General features: G+C 61.1%; 20 protein-coding genes and 1 tRNA gene. 14 read left to right on the top strand and 7 right to left on the bottom strand.

Going from position 1 to position 20110, the window contains the following annotated elements; genetic code table 11:
• Positions 1-3: 3 nt before the first annotated feature.
• The gene (locus CFE47_RS27215; protein ID WP_286841775.1) at positions 4-888 is read right to left on the bottom strand and encodes a LysR family transcriptional regulator; all 885 of its coding nucleotides are present in this window, start codon (positions 886-888) and stop codon (positions 4-6) included.
• A gap of 121 nt (positions 889-1009) precedes the next feature.
• On the opposite strand from CFE47_RS27215, the gene CFE47_RS27220 reads away from it, so the two are divergent.
• Positions 1010-2353 carry an MFS transporter gene (locus CFE47_RS27220; RefSeq protein ID WP_286841833.1) on the top strand — a complete coding sequence of 448 codons (1344 nt, stop codon included), beginning with the start codon at positions 1010-1012 and terminating at the stop codon, positions 2351-2353.
• A gap of 60 nt (positions 2354-2413) precedes the next feature.
• Here the strand turns inward: CFE47_RS27220 and CFE47_RS27225 are convergent, their stop codons facing one another.
• Positions 2414-3223: an AraC family transcriptional regulator gene (locus CFE47_RS27225; protein WP_185708242.1), complete on the bottom strand. Its 810-nt coding sequence runs from the start codon at positions 3221-3223 to the stop codon at positions 2414-2416.
• 204 nt (positions 3224-3427) lie between these two features.
• On the opposite strand from CFE47_RS27225, the gene CFE47_RS27230 reads away from it, so the two are divergent.
• Together CFE47_RS27230 and ddlA are read left to right on the top strand one after the other, a co-directional pair.
• Positions 3428-4000 (top strand): LysE family transporter, encoded by a 573-nt coding sequence (locus CFE47_RS27230; protein ID WP_502695526.1) that lies wholly within the window; start codon positions 3428-3430, stop codon positions 3998-4000.
• Between the two features lie 44 nt (positions 4001-4044).
• Positions 4045-5139, top strand: coding sequence for a D-alanine--D-alanine ligase (gene ddlA / locus CFE47_RS27235; protein WP_286841780.1), 1095 nt, complete (start codon positions 4045-4047; stop codon positions 5137-5139).
• On the opposite strand, the gene pgeF is transcribed toward ddlA, so the two are convergent.
• The 5 genes from pgeF to CFE47_RS27260 all read right to left on the bottom strand — a co-directional run bounded on the left by pgeF (position 5140) and on the right by CFE47_RS27260 (position 9697).
• Positions 5140-5865 (bottom strand): peptidoglycan editing factor PgeF, encoded by a 726-nt coding sequence (gene pgeF / locus CFE47_RS27240; protein ID WP_286841781.1) that lies wholly within the window; start codon positions 5863-5865, stop codon positions 5140-5142.
• Positions 5866-5890: 25 nt separating this feature from the next.
• On the bottom strand, positions 5891-7720 hold the full coding sequence (ggt, locus tag CFE47_RS27245) for a gamma-glutamyltransferase (protein WP_286841783.1): 1830 nt from the start codon (positions 7718-7720) through the stop codon (positions 5891-5893).
• A gap of 35 nt (positions 7721-7755) precedes the next feature.
• The gene (locus CFE47_RS27250; protein WP_286841785.1) at positions 7756-8535 is read right to left on the bottom strand and encodes a PhzF family phenazine biosynthesis protein; all 780 of its coding nucleotides are present in this window, start codon (positions 8533-8535) and stop codon (positions 7756-7758) included.
• Positions 8536-8877: 342 nt separating this feature from the next.
• Positions 8878-8954 (bottom strand) — tRNA-Met (locus CFE47_RS27255).
• A 191-nt stretch (positions 8955-9145) separates the two neighbouring features.
• A complete protein-coding gene (locus CFE47_RS27260; RefSeq protein WP_185708249.1) occupies positions 9146-9697 on the bottom strand; it encodes an RNA polymerase sigma factor in 552 nt (183 codons plus the stop codon).
• Between the two features lie 261 nt (positions 9698-9958).
• Here CFE47_RS27260 and sctW point away from each other — a divergent pair, with 261 nt between their 5' ends.
• The 11 genes from sctW to sctU are packed head-to-tail and all read left to right on the top strand — an operon-like array spanning position 9959 to position 20110.
• Positions 9959-11032, top strand: a complete 1074-nt coding sequence (sctW, locus tag CFE47_RS27265) for a type III secretion system gatekeeper subunit SctW (protein WP_286841788.1) — start codon at positions 9959-9961, stop codon at positions 11030-11032.
• Positions 11029-13122 carry a type III secretion system export apparatus subunit SctV gene (gene sctV, locus CFE47_RS27270; RefSeq protein WP_286841790.1) on the top strand — a complete coding sequence of 698 codons (2094 nt, stop codon included), beginning with the start codon at positions 11029-11031 and terminating at the stop codon, positions 13120-13122. Before sctW ends, sctV begins: the two co-directional genes overlap by 4 nt.
• 48 nt (positions 13123-13170) lie before the next feature.
• Complete coding sequence (locus tag CFE47_RS27275) at positions 13171-14064, top strand: FHA domain-containing protein (RefSeq protein ID WP_286841793.1); 894 nt, start codon at positions 13171-13173, stop codon at positions 14062-14064.
• On the top strand, positions 14061-15419 hold the full coding sequence (locus tag CFE47_RS27280) for a FliI/YscN family ATPase (RefSeq protein ID WP_286841795.1): 1359 nt from the start codon (positions 14061-14063) through the stop codon (positions 15417-15419). The genes CFE47_RS27275 and CFE47_RS27280 overlap by 4 nt, the downstream gene beginning before the upstream one ends.
• Positions 15406-15819, top strand: a complete 414-nt coding sequence (locus CFE47_RS27285) for a type III secretion protein (RefSeq protein ID WP_286841797.1) — start codon at positions 15406-15408, stop codon at positions 15817-15819. Before CFE47_RS27280 ends, CFE47_RS27285 begins: the two co-directional genes overlap by 14 nt.
• Positions 15816-16268 carry a type III secretion system HrpP C-terminal domain-containing protein gene (locus tag CFE47_RS27290; RefSeq protein ID WP_286841798.1) on the top strand — a complete coding sequence of 151 codons (453 nt, stop codon included), beginning with the start codon at positions 15816-15818 and terminating at the stop codon, positions 16266-16268. The genes CFE47_RS27285 and CFE47_RS27290 overlap by 4 nt, the downstream gene beginning before the upstream one ends.
• A complete protein-coding gene (gene sctQ, locus CFE47_RS27295) occupies positions 16265-17296 on the top strand; it encodes a type III secretion system cytoplasmic ring protein SctQ (protein ID WP_286841799.1) in 1032 nt (343 codons plus the stop codon). Before CFE47_RS27290 ends, sctQ begins: the two co-directional genes overlap by 4 nt.
• Positions 17293-17946, top strand: coding sequence for a type III secretion system export apparatus subunit SctR (sctR, locus tag CFE47_RS27300; RefSeq protein ID WP_286841801.1), 654 nt, complete (start codon positions 17293-17295; stop codon positions 17944-17946). The genes sctQ and sctR overlap by 4 nt, the downstream gene beginning before the upstream one ends.
• 7 nt (positions 17947-17953) lie before the next feature.
• A complete protein-coding gene (gene sctS, locus CFE47_RS27305; protein WP_286841803.1) occupies positions 17954-18217 on the top strand; it encodes a type III secretion system export apparatus subunit SctS in 264 nt (87 codons plus the stop codon).
• A 10-nt stretch (positions 18218-18227) separates the two neighbouring features.
• Positions 18228-19016 (top strand): type III secretion system export apparatus subunit SctT, encoded by a 789-nt coding sequence (gene sctT / locus CFE47_RS27310; protein WP_286841805.1) that lies wholly within the window; start codon positions 18228-18230, stop codon positions 19014-19016.
• On the top strand, positions 19013-20110 hold the full coding sequence (gene sctU / locus CFE47_RS27315; RefSeq protein WP_286841807.1) for a type III secretion system export apparatus subunit SctU: 1098 nt from the start codon (positions 19013-19015) through the stop codon (positions 20108-20110). Before sctT ends, sctU begins: the two co-directional genes overlap by 4 nt.

Genomic DNA, 20110 nt, shown 5'->3' on the forward strand with positions numbered 1-20110 from the left:
GCCTTACCAGCGGGCGTTTGCCAGTGCGTCGGCAAACGCCATCAGTTTTGGCGAGTACTGCCGCGACGGCGGATACACCAACGAGATCGTTCGGCTGCGCCCGGCGAAGGCTTCCAGCACCGGCACCAGCCGTCCGGTCTCCAGATCGTCGCGCACCGCAAAATCCATCACTTGGGCGATACCAAACCCGCCCACGGCGCCGTCCACCAGCGCGTCGCCGATATCAAAGATCAGCCGTCCTTCGACGCTCACGTCTTGCACCTTGCCTTCCAGCATGAACTGCCAATCCACCATGCGCCCGCTGCGCAAGTTACGCACGGTGAGGCAGTTGTGGTTCTTCAGGTCATCGACGCTGTGCGGGGTGCCGAAGCGGGCGAGGTAGGCAGGGGCGGCGACGGTGACCCAGCGCAGCGGCGTCAGGGAGCGAGCGATCAGGCGTTGGTCCTGAATCTCGCCGGTGCGCAGCAGGGCGTCGAAGCCCTCGTCGACGATATCTACCAGGCGGTCGGTCATCACCGCTTCAATGCGCAACTCGGGGTAGCGCAACGTCAGCTCGCCGATGACTGGCATCACCACTTTGCGCCCGAACAGTGACGGCGTGCTGATCTTCAACAGGCCTGACGGGGTGCTGCGTCGATCAAGCATGAGCTTTTCGGCTTCGGCCAGTTCCGCCAGCAATGGCGCACTGCGCTCGTAGAGCATCTGCCCGTCGGGCGTGAGGCTGACGCTGCGGGTATTGCGTTGCAGCAGGCGCACACCCAGTTCGCTTTCCAGGCGGGAAATAGCGCGGGACAGTCCGGATTGGGTCAGCCCAAGGTCTCCTGCAGCGCGCGTGAAGCTGCGGGTTTCGGCGACGCGGACGAGCAAACGAACAGCATTCAGATCCATGATTAAAGTCATTACTGAAAGAGTGATATGGCTATTTATCATCTGCTGGGCATGAAAGACACTGGCGCCCTTCATTTTCGGACAGGACGCTGTGATGTCTCCCTCTCGACCCTCTGGCCTGATGCTGTTGCTGCTGGCCACTGCGCAACTGATCATCGCCCTCGATGCGACCATCGTGTTTGTCGCCTTGCCGCAGATCGGCAGCCACCTGGATTTTTCCGCCCAGCAACTGCAGTGGGTGGTCAGCGCCTACAGCGTGGCGTTTGGCGGTTTCCTGTTATTGGGTGGAAGGGCCACGGACCTGCTCGGAAAGCGTCGGCTGTACCGGGTGGGCCAGTCGCTGTATGCGCTGTCGTCCCTGGCAGCGGTGCTCGGTGGCAGCGCGATGTTGCTGGTGCTGGCGCGGGCGGTGCAGGGCGTGGGTGGGGCGTTGTTGTTTCCGGCAACCTTGGCATTGATCAACACCCACTACGCCGAAGGGCCAGAGCGTAACCGTGCATTTGCGGTGTGGAGCGCCGCGTCGGCGGCAGGCTTGGCATTGGGCGCGCTGCTCGGCGGTGTGCTGACGCAGGTGTGGGGGTGGGAAGCGGTGTTCCTGGTGAACGTGCCGCTGGCCGGTGGTTGTGCGTGGGCGGCGCGTTATTGGATTCCGGCCGATGGCGAACGGGCCAAGGGGCGCAACTTTGATATCAGCGGCGCGTTGACCGTGACCGTCGGTGGCACCTTGCTGGTGTTCTCCTTGGTGCAAGGCCCGGAGTGGGGCTGGGTGGCCCCGCGAACCCTGGGGTGCATCGCCTCTGCCGCAGCATTGCTGGGGCTGTTCGCCTGGATCGAACATCGCGGGCGCGACCCGCTGATGCCGTTGCGGTTGTTCGCCTACCGCGAGCTGCGCATGGCCATGGTGCTGACGGCGGTGTTCATGAGCAGCTTTGGCGTGCAGTACTACTTCCTTGCCTTGTATTACCAGCAGGTCTACGGCTACAGCGTGTTGCAGGCAGGCCTGGCGTTTTTGCCGGCGACGCTGGTGTGCACCTTCGGGATCTGGCTGGCCGAGCGTTCGTTGGCCAGGATTGGCCTGCGTCATACGCTGGTCAGCGGGCAACTGGCGGGCGCGGTGGGTATTGCGCTGGTGTGCTGGGCGTTGCCGACTGGGGTGGGTTTTTGGTCGTTGCTGCCGGGGATATTCATCTTGAGCATCGGCCAAGGCATGACGTGGACAGCAATGTGGGTAGCGGCGGGCCTGGGTATTCGGCCTGGAGAGCAGGGGGTGGCGGCAGGGATGGCGTCCACCAGCCAGCAGATTGGTGGCGCGCTGGGGCTGGCGGTGCTGGTGTCGGTGGCCAATGCCGGAGGGATTGAGCTGGCGTTGTGGTGGAGCGCGGGGATTGCGTTGGTGGGGGCTATCTTGGCGCTAAGGCTTAAGGGAAGCAGTCTTAAGCCGGCCACGTTTCTGGAAACAACCTAGGTCAATGTGGGAGCAGGCAAGCCAGCTCCCACATTGACCGCATTTCAAAGCAGGTCATTTTCAGCGACCCAGCATCTTCACCCAACGCGACGGCGGCATGCCGTAGGTGCTGCGAAACTGCCGGGTCATGTGGCTCTGGTCGGTGAAACCGGCGGTCATCGCGGCGTCTACCAGCGATGTGCCTTGGGCCAGCAGGCTGCGTACCAGGTCCAGGCGGCGCATCGTCAGGTAGCGGTAGGGGCTGGTGCCGAACAACAAGCGAAAATCTCGCGACAACGCCCAGCGGTCACGCCCGGCGTGGTCGGCCATTTCATCCAAAGTAATGCTGCGGCCCAGGGCGCTGTGGATAAATTCCCGCGCACGTTCGGCGGCGACGTAGTCGAAGGTCTTGCGGCTGACGATGACGCCCGAGGCTTCGCTCAGCGCTTGGGCAACGTCGTACATCGCATCCTGTTCTTGCAACGGATCAATCGGGCAATCCAGGTTCTGCAACAGCACTTCACTCGCGCGAAACAGGCGCGGGTCGGTGGTATGGCCATTGGGAATGAACGGTAAAGGCTTGCCGCCGAGGATCTGCTGGATAAGCGCCGGCTCCACGTAGATCATGCGATACCGGAAGCCCTCCACACTGCTGGCGCGACCGTCATGGGTCTCGTCAGGATGAATCACCATGGTGGTGCCGGGCAGGCTGTGAGTCATGCAGCCGCGATAATGAAAACTCTGCACGCCGAACAACGTACGGCCAATGGCGTAGGTGTCATGGCGATGCGGGTCGAACGCGAAGCCGGCAAAGTACGCCTCGATGCGGTCCATGCCGCTGGCGTGTGGGGCGCGGTGCATCCAATCGAGGGGCGAGGTGGGATGGCCCATGGTGGCTTGTCACAAATTGAGGTGGAAATACGGTAACCCAGTCTTGCATTCCCTGTCTGCCGGTGTCTTGTACGATTGTGCAGCTCAGTGGCGGGGCCTATGATCGCCATTCGTGCCCTGCGCTGATGGAGTTGCCCCCATGGATTTTCTCAACCCCGCCTAACGGCGCCACTGGTATCACTGGCCCTGCTGTGGACCGTGGCGGTGGTGACACCCGGCCCCAACTTCTTCAACACGGCGCAATTGGCCGCCAGTTGTTCGCGTCGCCATGGCGTAGTGGCGTCGGCCGGCGTAGCCACCGGTACTGTCCTGTGGGGGCTGGCGGGCGGCCTGGGGATCAAGTCGCTGTTTACTGCCGCGCCGATGCTGTACCTGGCCTTCAAGATCATCGGTGGCTGTTACCTCATCTACCTCGGGCTGAAACTGTTCAAACGCTCCGCGCCGGCCATGGGCCAGAACCTGCTGCCGGACGAACCTCGCCGCTCACTGTTCTCTGCGTGGCGCCTGGGGTTGCTGGGTAACCTGTCCAACCCCAAGGCCGCGCTGTTCGTGGCCACTATCTTTGCCTCCACCATGCCACCTTCGCCGTCGCCGATGCTGCTGACCTTGGCGGTGATCACCATGGCCACCTTGTCTTTCAGTTGGTACTCCAGCGTAGCCCTGGTGTTTTCCAGCGAGCGCATGGCCAACCTCTACAGCCGTTCGCGCAAGTGGCTCGACCGCTTTGCGGGTGGTTGCTATGTGCTGTTCGGCGCACATCTGGTAGCGAATCGCTGACGGCCCGTGGTAAGAAGCCTTACTTTCAACAGTGAGGCCGGGTCATGAGCAAAGTGCGTGTAGGGATTATTTTTGGTGGCCGTTCGGCTGAGCACGAAGTCTCGTTGCAGTCGGCGCGCAATATCGTCGATGCCCTCGACCGCACACGCTTCGAGCCCGTGCTGATCGGCATCGACAAGGCCGGCCACTGGCACCTCAACGACACGTCGAACTTCCTGATCAACCAGGAAAACCCGGCCCTGATCGCGCTCAACCAATCCAACCGCGAACTGGCGGTCGTGCCCGGTAAGGCCAGCCAGCAAGTGGTCGAAACCGCCGGCAGCGGCCTGCTGGAACACATCGACGTGATCTTTCCGATCGTCCACGGCACCCTCGGCGAAGACGGCTGCCTGCAAGGCTTGCTGCGCATGGCCGACTTGCCCTTCGTCGGCTCCGATGTCCTCGGCTCGGCGGTGTGCATGGACAAGGACATCAGCAAGCGCCTGCTGCGCGATGCGGGCATTGGCGTCACACCGTTTATCACCCTGACCCGCCGCAATGCTGCACGCACCACCTTTGAGGTGGCGGTGAACACGCTCGGCTTGCCGATGTTCGTCAAACCCGCCAACCAGGGTTCATCGGTGGGCGTGAGCAAAGTCGCCGATGAAGCCGAGTACCACGCCGCCGTCGAACTGGCCTTGGGCTTTGATGAAAAGGTGCTGGTGGAATCTGCCGTTCGGGGCCGTGAAATCGAATGCGCCGTGTTGGGCAACGACAACCCTATCGCCAGCGGCTGCGGTGAAATCGTCGTGAGCAGTGGCTTTTATTCCTACGACAGCAAATACATCGACGGCCAGGCTGCCCAGGTGGTGGTGCCGGCGGATATCAGCAGCGAGGCCAGCGAGCGTATCCGTCGCCTGGCCATCGAAGCGTTTGAGGTGTTGGGTTGCGCGGGCTTGGCGCGAGTCGACGTGTTCCTCACCGACGACGGCGAAGTGCTGATCAACGAGATCAACTCACTGCCCGGCTTCACCCGTATCAGCATGTACCCCAAGCTGTGGCAGGCGGCGGGGATGAGTTACAGCGAGTTGGTCAGCCGCTTGATCGAACTGGCGCTGGAGCGGCATGCCGCGCGCAAGGGCTTGAAGATCAGCCGCTGACTACAAGTGCTTGGTCGCAATCCACGAATAGATCAACGTCCTCGCTTCCTGCGGGTTATGCGTCCTTCGGCGATAGCTCGCAAATGCCGACGAGGTGCAGTAAGTACATACCTCACTCACCTCAATCTGCTCACGCGAAACGCCGGCCGCCTGCAGCAAGATCAACCCATACCCACTCAAGTCAAACCACGCGCTCCCTGCCTGCCGCGCATGGGGCGGTGCGATCTGCGGCGCCAGCAATGGCGCCGGTTGCACAGCGCTCCACGGCGCCCTCCCGTCCAGCCACAAGTGCCCCTGGTTCGCCTGGAACTGGGCGATGAACTCATCGCTCACTTCATAGCAGCATGGTTTGACCGATGGCCCGATTGCCACCCGCAGTTGGTCGACGGCAATCCCCGCGTCAGCAAAACGCTGCACGGCATTGGCGATGATGCCACCTTGCAAACCCTTCCAGCCGCCATGCACCGCCGCGACTTTCTCGCCGTTTTTTGCGGCGATAAGAATGGGCAAGCAGTCAGCCGTGATCACCGCGATCGGCTGATGCTCATCGGTAAAAACGCCGTCGGCCGGTATTGTGTTGGTCTGCTGGCCCGCTTGCCAATCAATGACTGAAGCACTGTGCACCTGCTTGGCAATGAATACATCAGCCGGGCACAGTGGATCATTGATCGTGCAAAAACCGTGTTCGACGCCGGGAATGGCGCCGAGATTGTCTGCCTGCTGCACAGGGCTTTCTCCGTTGATCAAAAGGTCAGTCGCCGACGGCTTCGCCTTCGCGCCGAGGGTCTGCGCCGCCGTTCAGCGACACCTTACCGTTGGCATCACGCGTGCGGACGATGGCTTGGATGCCGCTGGTCATGTCGATCTCGTTGAGCACGTGGCCTTTGTCTTTCAGGGCTTGTTTCAAGGCCGGGCTGAACAGCCCTTGTTCCAGCTCGGTCGCACCATTGCGACTGCCGAAGTTGGGCAGGCTGATGGCGGCTTGCGGGTCGAGGTTCCAGTCGAGCATCGCCACCAGTGACTTGCTCACGTACTCGATGATTTGCGAACCGCCGGGCGAGCCCACCGTGGCCAGCAGCTCGCCGCTGTGGCGGTCGAACACCAGTGTCGGCGCCATGGCCGAGCGTGGGCGTTTGCCGGGCTCGACACGATTGGCCACAGGCTGCCCGTGTTCTTCGGGGATGAACGAAAAGTCGGTCATCTGGTTGTTGAGCAAAAAGCCCTGAACCATCACATGGGCGCCGAACGCCGCTTCCACCGTGGTGGTCATCGATACCGCGCCGCCCCAGTCATCCACCGCCACCACTTGCGAGGTGGAAATACGCAGTGGCGAGCGGTCCGGTGCGTACGCCACCTGGATACCCGCAGGGGTGCCCGGCCTGGCGGTGCCCATGCTGCGTTCACCGATCAAGGCTGCACGCTTGGCCAGGTAGTCGGGGGCGACAAGACCTGCCACCGGTACCGGCACGAAGTCGGCGTCGGCGACGTACAGCCCGCGATCGGCAAAGGCCAGGCGGCCGGCTTCGGCGAGCAGGTGTACCGCTTCGGGAGTGGGTTCAAGGCCGGCGGGTGAGGTGCTCTTCACTGGCGGCATTGATGCGATGGCCAATTGAGGGTTGCGGGCCTCCAGCGCCTGCAATGTCCCCAGGATCTGCGCGATGGCAATCCCGCCTGACGACGGTGGCGGCATGCCGCACACCTTCCATTGCTTATAGTCGGTGCACAGCGGAGCACGCTCCTTGGCGGTGTAGCCCTGAAGGTCGGCCTGGGACAGGCTGCCTGGATTGCGATTGCCCTGGACCTTGCGCACGATCTCGTCGGCAATCGGCCCGTGATACAGCGCGTCCGGTCCCTCCATGGCGATACGTTTGAACACGGCGGCCAGCGCCGGGTTTTTCAGCAGCGTGCCGGTGGCCTTGGCGGTGCCATCGGCATTCAAGAAGTACGCCGCCATTTCTGGTGACTTTGGGATATAACGGTCGGCGGCGATCAGCGCGTGCAGGCGCGGGGAAATCGCGAAGCCCTGTTCCGATAAGCGAATAGCCGGTTCAAACAGCTTGGCCCATTGCAGGTGCCCAGTCTTCTTGTGCGCCATCTCCAGCGCGCGCAATACGCCCGGCGTGCCGACCGAGCGCCCGCCGATCTGCGCTTCGGGAAACGTCATCGGTGTGCCGTCGGCCCGCAAGAACAACCGCTCGGTCGCACCGGCGGGCGCCGTTTCACGGCCGTCATAGGCGTGCACGTTTTTCCCGTCCCACAGCATGATGAACGCGCCGCCGCCAATACCGGACGATTGCGGTTCCACCAGGGTCAGCACGGCTTGCATCGCAATCGCTGCGTCAATCGCCGAACCGCCCTGGCGCAACATCTCACGCCCGGCTTCGGCCGCCAGCGGGTTGGCGGCAGCGGCCATATGGCGCTCGGCGTGGCGGGTGCTGAGGTCGGTGCGATAGCCCGAGCCCAACTCCGGTGCCGGCGGTTGTTCGTTGATCGGGGTATGGCACGCCGCCAGGGTGAGGGCTGCCGCAATCACCGACAACCGTCGGCGGGAAATCAAAAGCACGCGCTGAACTCCGTTCATTGTGAAAATGATCTGTTGTCCTTGGGCCGTACTTTTTACAGGTAAATCGTGCCTTGAAGATAGAGCACGGCATGCCCGGAGATGATCACGCGGTCGCCCTTGAGCTCGCAACGCAACTGGCCACGGCGCTCGCCGCCTTGTTCGGCGGTCAATTGCGACTTGCCCAGGCGTTCGGCCCAGAACGGTGCCAGCGATGTGTGCGCCGAGCCGGTGACCGGGTCTTCATTGACGCCCACGTTCGGGCCGAACCAGCGGGAAACAAAGTCGAAGCGCGTGCTCTTGGCGGTGACGGCGATCCCGCGCTTGGGCAGGCCCTTGAGGCGTGCGAAGTCGGGTTTCAACGCAGCGATCTGCGCTTCATCGTCTACCAGCACGATGTAATCGTCGGTGCCATATACGTCGGCGCGTTCGATGCCCAAGGCGGCCAACATTCCCGCCGGCGGCTCGCAACGCTCGGGTTGCTTGGCCGGGAAGTCCATCGCCAGTTCGTCGCCGTTGCGGGTCACCCGAAGCTCACCGCTGCGGGTAGCAAAGCGCAGCACCTGTGGCGCATCCGCAAGCTTGTGGATCAACACCCAGGCGGCTGCCAACGTCGCATGGCCGCACAGGTCCACTTCGACTTCCGGAGTAAACCAACGCAATTCATAAATGTCGTCACGGCGCACGAAAAATGCGGTTTCCGAGAGGTTATTTTCGGCGGCGATGCGCTGCAATTGCTCGGCGGGCAGCCACTCGGTGAGTGGGCAGACGGCAGCCGCGTTGCCACCGAAAACGTGTTGGCTGAAAGCGTCGACTTGATAGATGTCCAGTTTCATCAGGGGCACTCCGTGTGGGGGATGCAGGACACTAACAGTGGGGTAGGGGAGCGTCGCGATACAGATGGCAGTTTTTTTTGAGCGCATATGCACTGCTCGGCTTAGCGGGGTTGCCCCGCGCGTTGATCAGCGCCAGGATCAGGCTCTTTTTCTGTCCCTCGGACAGTAGAAACTCGCTGCTGGCCGCCGCTTTTGACTACCGCGTTCCTGGTGGCGTGGCGTGCAGCGCCGAACATGATGATTGCGAGTTCCTGTAGGGGCTGAACCGCAGGAAGTATGCCTCAGCACTTTTCTACAGGCATAAAAAAACGGCCTACCTTTCGGTAAGCCGTTTTTAGTACTTGGTGGCTACACAGGGACTTGAACCCCGGACCCCAGCATTATGAATGCTATGCTCTAACCAACTGAGCTATGTAGCCAAGTGGCGCGCATTATTCGCCTGGAACGGCAATGCGTCAAGCATTTTTATCGAAATTTTTTCTACGCTTTCAACTGTTTAAGGAAATACAGGCGATTGGGCGACGAGTGGCGGGGTGGGCGAGGGGGTTGCGACGGCTTCATCAAGTTGGGCAGATATCCCTGCCGCCCAACAATGGCCGGTTGGCCTGGCTTACGGATGCAACGGGTTGTGGGTGGCGCGCTTGAGTTGTTCGCGCGCCCGCGACAGGCGTGAGCGCACGGTACCAATGGGGATGTCCAACACGTCGGCAGTGTCCTGGTAGCTGCCGTCGGTCTCAAGCGATGCGTACAACGTTTTGCGCATTTCCACTGGCAGGCCCTTGATAGCGATCAGGGTTTTTTCCAGTCGGCGGTTGATCTCGAACTCCCAATCCAAGTTGTTGTTTTCCTCCTGGCCATGCCACAGGGCCTCATCGAATTCGCAGTGCACCGGTTTGGCATACAGCCGCCGGAAGTGGTTGCGAATCAGGTTCTGTGCAATGCCGCACATCCACGTGCTGAGCGTCGCCTGGCCGCTGAAGCGATCTCTGCTGCGCCAGGCTTCCAGGTAGGTCAGTTGCAGGATGTCGTCGGCATCCTCGGGGTTGAGTACGCGTTTATGGATAAAACGTCGGAGTTTTTTCTGATGGTCGTCCGTCAGGTGGAGCATGAATTGAGGCGAGCCGCCAACAAGGTGAGCTAAAGCACCAATAGGGATATCCATGATTTTTTCCTCAGGGTAGACGCTATCGAAATGGTGTCGACGCAAAGCCCTTTAGCACTGGTTGTGCCAAGCGGAAAAAACACATAACTATCTGATTTATATAATTAAATATCTTGAAATGGGTGCTTTTTGTGCAGCGGCTTGCACGCAGCCGTCTGAAGCCGTGCCGGTCTTTTCAATATTTCAGGCAATGTTGTTATTCATGGAACCGAACCGGGAAGGCTTGCCACACAAGCACACACTTCCTGTCCTGGCCCGCCCATGAAAGTTGAATCCACTCCCGATGTGCAAACGCTGCAAAGCCTGGATCAGCCTGTCGTTGGTGGTACGACCCGCTCTCAAGTGCAGGTAGCGGCGCCGGTTGTCGATGACCTTGCCAATCTTTTCAGCCAGGAAGTGGCGTTTAACAGTAAGGCCCTGAGCCAGCGTTCGATGGGCGTGCGCATCACCCCGGTCGAGCAGCTATCGCAACTCTATGATCAATTGGGGCACCCGGCCCAGGCGAGTCTGGCGGCTATCTCTCGTCGCGTACGCCTGCAACTGTTGCAGCAGCCCGGCGTCGACAAACTCCTGGAAATCACCGGCAACGATCCGGCTCGTACCTACGTGATACTCCGGCAGGTGACAGCCCAGGCCGAAGCCGAAGTGCGCAAGACCGAAGCGGCGCTGGCGCGCGATGCACTGGCCAAGCTCGAGGTGCGCTACAGGCGGGAGATCCAGGCTGGGCTGAACATCGCCATGGCGCTGCAGTCTGCTACGGATGACCCTCAAGAGCGCCAGGCAATGCGTGCTTTGTACTACGCCAGCGTGGTGGTACGCCAATCCCTGGCGACCATGATGCAGGCCCTGCTGGGGGTGTACGGTGGGGAGCAATTTGCAGCCGGGCTCAATGTGATGCGTCGGGCCCTGGCAGATGATATTGCGGCGCAGGCCTCATCGATTCCTGGCGCCAAGTTGCGCACGTTGCTGCTGGGGCTGCAAAGCTGCGGGCATTTGAGCGGGGTGTTGAGCAGTTGTGAGTCGTTGATTCAGCGCCTCAAGGTTGAGCACGACGCAGTGGTGCTGTTGCAACGTTTGCTGGGGTATGCCGGTGGAGGCATTGCGTGTGCCGAAGTCCAGCGGTTGGCCGGTGACTTGAGCCATGAGTCGTCCGCAGGTCAGTTGGTCTCGCTCAACGGGATTTACCCGATGCTCAAAGGTTTGCCGTTGGCGTTGTGGCGCGATAATCGTGGGCGTCAGGAAGGGCTGCATAACGTTCTGTTGGTGATGGATGAGCTCACTCGCCAGGAGAAACTCCCCGCACGCCCTGGTGATGATTCGAGGGCCGAGGTGTGACCGCGCTGGCGACCGCCAACCGCGTGCTGCTCAAAGTGGCGCAACGCGCCGAAGTGCTGGGCGCGGTAGTGGTCCTGGCCATCGTGTTCATGTTTATCGTGCCGCTGCCCACCTGGTTGGTGGACATTCTGATCGCGCTCAACATCTGCATTTCCTGCCTGTTGATCGTGCTGGCGCTGTATTTGCCGGGGCCGTTGGCCTTCTCGTCGTTCCCGTCGATCTTGTTGCTGACCACCATGTTCCGCCTGGCGCTGTCGATTGCTACCACGCGTTTGATCCTGCTGGAACAGGACGCCGGCGATATCGTCGAGGCGTTCGGTAATTTCGTGGTGGGCGGCAACCTGGCGGTGGGTCTGGTGATCTTCATGATCCTCACCATCGTCAACTTCCTGGTGATCACCAAGGGTTCGGAAAGGGTCGCGGAAGTGGCTGCGCGTTTCAGCCTGGACGCGATGCCCGGCAAGCAGATGTCCATCGACAGCGATTTGCGTGCCGGCTTGATCGACGGCGCGCAGGCACGAGACAAGCGCGAGCAGTTGTCCCGCGAGAGCCAGTTGTTCGGCGCCATGGATGGGGCGATGAAGTTCGTCAAGGGCGATGCAATTGCTGGCTTGGTGATCGTGATGATCAACCTGCTGGGCGGCTTCTCCACCGGTATGTTCCAGCACGGCATGAGCGCCGCCGACTCCATGGCGTTGTACTCGGTACTGACCATCGGTGACGGCCTGATCGCACAGATTCCGGCCCTGCTGATCTCTTTGACCGCCGGCATGATCATCACCCGCGTCGCACCGGATGCTCGTCGGGGCGTTACTAACATGGGTGCTGAGATCGCCCGGCAAATGACCAGCGAACCCAAGAGCTGGATGATTGCCTCGGTGGGCATGCTGGCGTTCGCTGCGCTGCCGGGGATGCCTACGCTGGTGTTTATTTTCATTGCGCTGGTAACCGGTTCGCTGGGCTATTACCTGGCGCAGGCGCGTAAAAAACAGGACATGCCTGAAGGGCAGGACACCAACGCCGTGGCGCCGCAAGATAATGGCGATGAAGACCTGCGTGCCTTTGACCCTTCGCGACCTTACCTGCTGCAATTCCCTACACGGTTACACGGCAGTCGCGTCGTAACGGAGTTGGTGCAACGTATTCGCCAGACCCGCAACGGGCTGGTGACCAACCTGGGCTTGACCCTCCCGGCGTTTGAAATCGAGTTCTTGCCCACGCTTGAGGACGATGAATTGCGCTTTTGTGTGCATGAAATTCCGGTCCTCAAGGCGACGATCGGACCTTGGGTGGCGGTGGCGCATGCTGCCCTGACTGCGCAAATAGAAGAGGGCACTCGGGGGCAGGTATCACGGGAGGAAGACGAGTGGACCTGGTTGGCACCGGACCACCCCTTGCTTGATGACGAACAGCTAGAGCGGTTCACCGCACAGGCCTTGATCCTTGAACGCATGAGCCGGGCGATGATGCTCAGCGGCCCGCAATTTTTGGGCGTGCAGGAAAGCAAGTCGGTCCTCAGTTGGCTGGAGTCAACCCAGCCTGAGTTGGTGCAGGAACTGCAGCGCATCATGCCGCTGTCGCGCTTTTCGTCTGTGCTGCAACGCCTTGCAAGTGAGGGCGTGCCACTGCGTGCAGTGCGCTTGATTGTCGAGTCACTGGTCGAGTACGGCCAGCATGAGCGCGAGCCGGAAGCGCTGGCGGATTACGCCAGAATTGCCCTCAAGGCCCATATCTTTCATCAGCACAGCGAAGCCGATGGCTTGCATGCCTGGTTGCTGTCACCCCAGGCCGAAAACACCCTGCGCGAAGCCTTGCGCCAGACCCAGACCGGGGTGTTCTTTGCTCTCGACAACGACAGCAGTGCGGTACTTGTCGGCCTGCTCAAACAAGCTTTCCCCCTGCGTGCCAAAAGCAAGACTGTGCTGCTAGTGGCGCAGGACCTGCGCAGCCCGTTGCGGACCCTTTTACTGGAAGAGTTCAACCACGTACCTGTGTTGTCTTTTGCCGAGTTGGGCAGTGCTTCCAAAGTCAAAGTGCTGGGGCGTTTTGACTTGGACGGCGACGGCCACCTGCACGAGGCAGTGGCATGAGTGCGTGGCGAAAAGTCGATCGTTTTTCAGCGGCGATGAGGACTGGCGATGTTTGAGTTGCGTGTGCTCAACGGTTCGCAACAGGGTGCGGCCTTGCCGCTGTTTGGCGAGCAATGGTGTATCGGTAGCAGTGCCGAGGCTGACCTGGTGCTTTATGACCCGGCGATTGCGGGCCGCCACGTGTGGTTGCGCCGAATAGTCGAGCGATGGTGCGTGCAGGCCGAGGAAGGGCTGGTGCAAGACGACTCGGGGCAGTTGCTCGCGCAGATTGCCGACCTGTCTGCGGACCTGCCATTTTCCATCAGTGGTATTCGGCTCTGTGTGTCACTTGCCGATCAACCATGGCCGCTTGAGCCTGAACCCGTGGTGCTGGAGACGTCTCCTGGGACATCGCCGGAACTGCCATTGAGCACGATGCCGAAGGTGACACAAAAACGCTGGATGGGAGGGTTGCTGGTGGTCGCCATTCTGGTCACGGCAGCGGGCTTGATGAACACCGACGATCATCAGCCCCAAGCCTCGCTGATGCAGGCGGCCTCGCCAAAAATAGATCTGGCCACCGCCCCCGAAGTCCGCCAGCAGTTGCTCAAGATGCTTAACGAACGAGACCTGGCGCAGCGGGTCAAGTTGGAGATGATCAACGGGCAGGTTTCGCTCAATGGTGAGGTGACCCAGGAGCAGATGGCGCTGCTGTCGCGCATGCTCGTCCGGTTTGGCGAGCAGTTCGAGAGCCCGGTGCCGGTCATGAGCCGGGTGCGCGAGGGCAGCAGCCAGCCGCCATTCAAGATCACGCAGATCGTCGGCGGAGCGAATGGGCATGTAGTCCTGGAAGGTGGCCAGCGCTTGTTTCTGGGGGACGAGGTGGAGGGGTTGCGCCTGGTCTCCATTGACAACGGCCGGCTGATCTTCGACGGCCGGCAGCGCTATGAGGTGCGTTGGTGACCCAGGATTTGCAGGGCCGCCTCGACGCTTGGCAATTGCGCCAAGCCAGTCACCTGGCCGCATTTGCGCCGGTGGCGGTGCGGGGCCGTATCCAGCGCGTCAACGGTATGTTGCTGCAATGCCGGTTACCCCAGGCGCGCATTGGCGACCTGTGCAAGGTGGATAAAACCGGCGGTGACAGCATGCTTGCCGAGATCATCGGCTTCGACCATCAGGATGCCGTGCTCAGTGCCTTGGGCAATCTTGAAGGGGTGCAGGTGGGGGCTAGCGTGGAGCGCCTGGGCGTGCCTCATCGCGTGCGTGTGGGGGATGATTTACTGGGGCAGGTGCTGGATGGTTTCGGGCGCCCGATTGCGGGTGACGGCCCTGGCGCGTTTGTCGATGCTGACACACAGGCGGCGACCAACGTGCTGTGTGAAGCGCCGCTGCCCACCGAGCGTCCCCGCATCAGCCGGGCACTGGCCACGGGGGTGCGTTCGATTGATGGCTTGCTGACCTTGGGCGAAGGCCAGCGGGTTGGTCTATTTGCCGGCGCCGGCTGCGGCAAGACCACCTTGCTGGCCGAGATCGCCCGCAACGTGGAGTGCGATGTGATCGTATTCGGCCTGATTGGTGAGCGGGGGCGTGAACTGCGTGAGTTTCTGGACCATGAACTCGACGACCAACTGCGTGCCAAGGCCGTGCTGGTGTGCGCTACATCCGATCGCTCCAGCATGGAGCGGGCACGTGCCGCGTTTACAGCCACGGCCCTTGCCGAAGGGTTTCGTCGCAAGGGGCAGCGCGTGCTGCTGCTGATCGATTCCCTGACTCGCTTTGCACGTGCCCAGCGTGAAATCGGCCTGGCGGCGGGTGAACCGTTGGGCCGGGGTGGGTTGCCGCCCTCGGTCTACAGCTTGTTGCCACGGCTGGTGGAGCGCGCCGGTGTGACCCGGGAGGGCGTGATCACCGCGATCTACACCGTGCTGATCGAACAAGACTCCATGAGCGACCCGGTGGCCGATGAAGTGCGCTCGCTGCTCGACGGTCACATCGTGTTGTCGCGCAAGCTCGCCGAGCGTGGGCACTACCCGGCCGTGGATATCCTGGCCAGCCTCTCGCGGATCCTGAGCAATGTGGCCGAGCCCGGGCATATACAGGCGGGTACCGCGCTGCGACGGCTGTTGTCGGCTTACCAGCAGATAGAACTGATGCTCAAGCTGGGGGAATACCAGGCGGGCAACGACGCCCTTACCGACAGGGCCGTGGAGAGCCGGCAGGCCGTCGACAATTTCCTGCGCCAGGACTTGCGTGAGCCCTCGCCACTGGCCTCCACCCTCGAACAACTGACGGAGCTGACGGCTTATGTCCCTTTCTGAACTGGAGACCCTGCGACGGTTGCGCAGGCACCGTGCCGACCGTGCCGAGCGCGCGTTGCGTGAGGCCAAGCGCGAGCAGCAAGCGCTATTGGCACACATCGATCACGCCCAGGCCGCGCTGGAGCAGACGCGCCAACAGCAAGTCCTACAAAGCGCGCAGTTACTGAGCGAGCACCAGGGGCAAGTGGTCACGCTGCAGGTACTCAAATCCTGGACCGCCAAGGAGCACACCCTGTCTGCAGATACGCGTCGAGAGGAAGACGGTTTGCAGGCGCTGCATGAGCAGACGCAGGCGCAGGTAATCGAGGTGCAATACGCGCAAAAGCAAGCCAGCCAATGCTTGCGCCAAGTGGAAAAGCTGCAGGAGTTGTCGGTCCTGCTGGCGCAGGAAGTGCCATGACTCAGGTCCCGTCCAGCAAACCTGAACGCTCGCGCTCGTTGCGTGACGAGCGCGAGTCGACGCCAGGCACCGTGCTGCCGTGGGAGCAGGGACGGTTTTTTTCGCAACTGTTTAGTGGCGAGGGCGACGGGGAGGGCTTCAGCAGCTCCTTGGGCGCATCAATGACGCAGGCCGACCAGGCACTGGTCGAGGCCTTCGCTGAGCAACTGGTACCCCGTCTCAACGCTGTCAGCCAATGGCCGTTGCAGGCGGCTTTTTTCCTGCCGCGCCTTGGCCGGGTTGACGTCAGCGCGCGGCGCGAGCAAGGGGCCTGGCACGTTGAACTGGATGCCGAGGAAGAGCGCACGCGCGCGTGGCTTGGCGACGTGCGCCAGCGCTGCCAGGACCGTTTGAGTACCGACCTGAGGCAGCCTGTTTACCTGTCGCTGGCTGCATCGGACTGCGCATGATGATTTCACCGCTCACATTGCCTGTGCTCGACAGCGCGACGGTAGCCGCCTCTCGTCGGCTGGGACGTGGCCTGCGCATGCCGTTCCAAGCCGCCGGCCAGCGCGGCGAACTGATCGTTGAACCAGGTAATGCGCCTATCGGGCAAAGCGCCTTGGGCTTCGAAACCGCGTGTGGCGTGCTGACGTTCGCAGAGCCCGGGCCGGTGCTCAGTTTGCTCGGCGATTGCCCGGTGACGCTGGCGGCACAGGGCAATGCCGCCGATGCCTGGTTCTGGGCATTGTTTCAGCATCAACTCAGTCCTCAAGTGCAATCGTTGCTTGGCTTCTTGCGATTGCAAGAAGGTATGCGGCCAGCCCCGTTCAGTTGTCGGCTGACGGTAACGCTGGGGCAATCGCGGGTCGTCGATTGCCTGAGGATGACTCCGGAGACGTTCCTGGCGCTCTGTGCTGCGGGCCCCTGGCAACCGCTGGCGCAGCCGCTGCCCTCGTCGTTACCGCTGTCGGTGTCGCTGCTGCTTGGGCGTTCGCAGTTGTCCATCAGCAAGGTGAGCAGCATACGGCCCGGTGACGTGTTGATGCTGGAACAGCCGATGTTCAATCCCGGTGGTGACGGTCACGTGTGTTTGGGGCGCCATCACCTGCGAGGGCGTCTTGACGATAACAACGGCACTTTGCGTTTTACTGTTTTTTCTATCGAGGACCTACGTGTGGATGACGCGTCAACAGACCAGAGCCAGGGCTACGATTGGGTTGAGCCTTCACCTTCTGATGAGCAGGCCCCGGTCGATGTATTCGGGCATGAACCGTTTGACGAATTGGCGATGGGGCTGAGCGTTCGTTGCGGCACCTTGCAGTTATCCCTTGGGGAACTGCGCCAGCTCGCTCCCGGCGCGGTGGTGGGGGTGTCGGGATACGCGCCGGGGATGGCTGGCCTGTATTACGGTGACCGCCCTATTGGCCATGGAAAACTGGTGGATGTGGATGGGCGATTGGGCTTGCAACTGTCCCGAGTGATTTTTTCTCGATGAGTTTCCAAGGTATCGACCCTTTCCTGCTAGCGCTGTTTCTCGGTGGCGTGTCGTTGATGCCGATGCTATTGATCGTGTGCACCGCGTTCCTGAAAATCGTCATCGTGCTGATGATTACGCGCAATGCCCTCGGCGTACAGCAGGTGCCGCCGAGCATGGCGATCAATGGTATTGCCCTGGCGGCCACGCTCTTCATCATGGCACCGGTGGGGTATGAGATCGCGCAGGCTGTCAAGGTGACCCCGGTGGACATGAGCAGCGTGCAAGCGTTTCAGGACACCAGCAGCCACGCGATCCAACCGCTGCGGGCCTTTATGGGGCGCAATACCGACCCTGACATCCTGACGCACCTGGTGGAAAACAGTGTGCGCATGTGGCCCCCGGAAATGTCCCAGTCCACCCACCGTGACGACCTGATCCTGCTGGTCCCCGCCTACGTGCTATCACAGCTGCAATCGGGGTTCGAGATCGGGTTCCTGATCTACATTCCGTTTATCGTGATCGACCTGATTGTCTCCAACCTGCTGCTGGCGTTGGGCATGCAGATGGTCTCGCCCATGACGATTTCGCTGCCTCTCAAGCTCCTCTTGTTTGTGCTGGTTTCCGGGTGGTCGCGGTTGCTCGACAGCCTGTTCCTGTCTTACCTCTGAGGCGCCTATGGACCCGATCGTGCTGTTCAAGCAGGGCATGTTGCTGGTAGTCGTGCTGTCGGCGCCGCCGTTGATCGTGGCGGTGATCGTTGGCGTGCTGACCTCCCTGGTGCAGGCCTTGATGCAGATCCAGGACCAGACCCTGCCCTTCGGCATCAAGCTGGTGGCGGTGGGCATCACGTTGGTGATGACGGGGCGCTGGATTGGCGTTGAGTTGATCCAATTGATCAATCTGACCTTTGACATGATTGCCCGTTCGGCATCGACCTGAGGTAACGCGCTTGCAGGTCTATCTTGAGTATCTGCCCAGCCTGGTGATCGGCATGGCGCGTATCTATCCCTGCGCGATCCTCGTGCCGGCGTTCTGCTTCCAACATATTCGCGGCATGCCCCGGCATGTCATCGTAATGGTCATGGCATTGATGCCGATGCCGGGTATTCATGCGGCTTTGCAAGCCGAGGAGCATTCGGCATTGATGATCGTCGGTTTGGTGCTGAAGGAGACCGCCCTGGGTGTTCTGCTCGGCGTATTACTGTCCATGCCGTTCTGGTTGTTCGAGTCGGTAGGGGCATTGCTGGATAACCAACGTGGGGCGTTGACGGGCGGTCAGATCAACCCTTCCCTCGGCCCGGATGCAACCCCCATCGGCCACATGTTCAAGCAGTTGGCGATTTTCCTGTTGATGGTGACCTTGGGGCTGGGTGTCCTGACCCAGGTGATTTGGGACAGCTACCTGATCTGGCCTGCCACGACCTGGCTGCCCCTGCCGGCGGCGGACGGCTTCAGCGTGTTCCTGGGGCTGGTGGGCGATACCTTCACCCATATGATGCTGTACGCGGCGCCCTTTATCGCGGTGTTGCTGTTGCTGGAATTCGGCGTGGCGCTGCTGAGCTTGTACAGCCCGCAATTACAGGTGTCGTCGTTGGCGATGCCGGTGAAGTGTCTGGCCGGCTTGGCGTTTTTACTGCTGTACATGCCGTTGCTGCAAGACCTGATCGTCGGCCGCATGAGCTTGCTGGGTGACCTTAAGCATTCCCTCGGCATGATGTTTCGAGGGATGGGAGCGTGAGTGATTCCGGCGAGAAAAAACACGCGGCCACGCCCAAGAAGCTGCGTGATCAACGCAAGAAAGGCCAGGTTGCGCAGAGCCAGGACGTTGGCAAGCTACTGGTGCTGACCGCCCTGAGCGAGATCGCGCTATTCACTGCCGAACCCAGCATGCAGCGTTTTCAACAACTGTTGGTGCTGCCAATGAGCCGCATGGACCAACCGTTTGTGCGCGCGTTGGAGGAAGTCTTGCTGGAAAGCCTGCTGGTTTTCTTCTCCTTTGCGTTGTTGATGGCCGGGGTGGCGATTGCCGTCAAACTGATCAGCAGCTGGCTGCAGTTCGGGTTGCTGTTCGCCCCGGAAACCTTGAAGCCTGATCTCAATCGGCTCAACCCGTTGAAGCAGGCCAAGCAGATGCTCTCTGGCCAATCCTTGATGACCCTGCTGATGGGGTTGGCCAAGGCGGTGTTGCTGAGCCTGATTCTGTACGCAGTGATAGGGCCGGAGTTAGGGGTGTTGGTCAGCCTTGCAAGCAGCGATCTACAGAGCTACATCCTGGCCTTGATCGCGTTGTTTCGACACTTGCTGCACGTGTGCCTTGGGCTATTGCTGGTGTTGGCACTGATCGACCTGGCGCTGCAAAAATACTTCTTTGCCAAGCGCATGCGCATGACTCAGGTGGAAGTGGTCAAGGAGTACAAGGACATGGAGGGCGACCCTCACGTCAAGGGTCAGCGCCGCCAACTGGCTTACGAGATGGCGAATGAGGAACCCAAGGTCAAGTTGCCCAAGTTGGAAGAGTCCGACATGTTGGTGGTCAACCCGACCCACTTTGCGGTCGCCTTGTACTACCGCCCAGGCAAGACACCACTGCCCATGTTGGTGGAGAAGGGCACTGACGCCCAGGCTCGGAAATTAATCGACCGGGCCAAGGCTGCAGACATCCCAGTGATCCAGTGCGTGTGGTTGGCGCGCACGCTCTACACACATAAGCTGGGCGCGAATATTCCTCGCGATACATTGCAGGCGGTTGCATTTATCTACCGCACCTTGCGTGAGCTGGATGATGAGTCAAAGCGCGAAACCCTGGAGTTGCCTGAACTGGATCAACGTTGA

The sequence above is a fragment of the Pseudomonas sp. PGPPP1 genome, from assembly GCF_002255865.1.
GTDB lineage: Bacteria > Pseudomonadota > Gammaproteobacteria > Pseudomonadales > Pseudomonadaceae > Aquipseudomonas > Aquipseudomonas cremoris.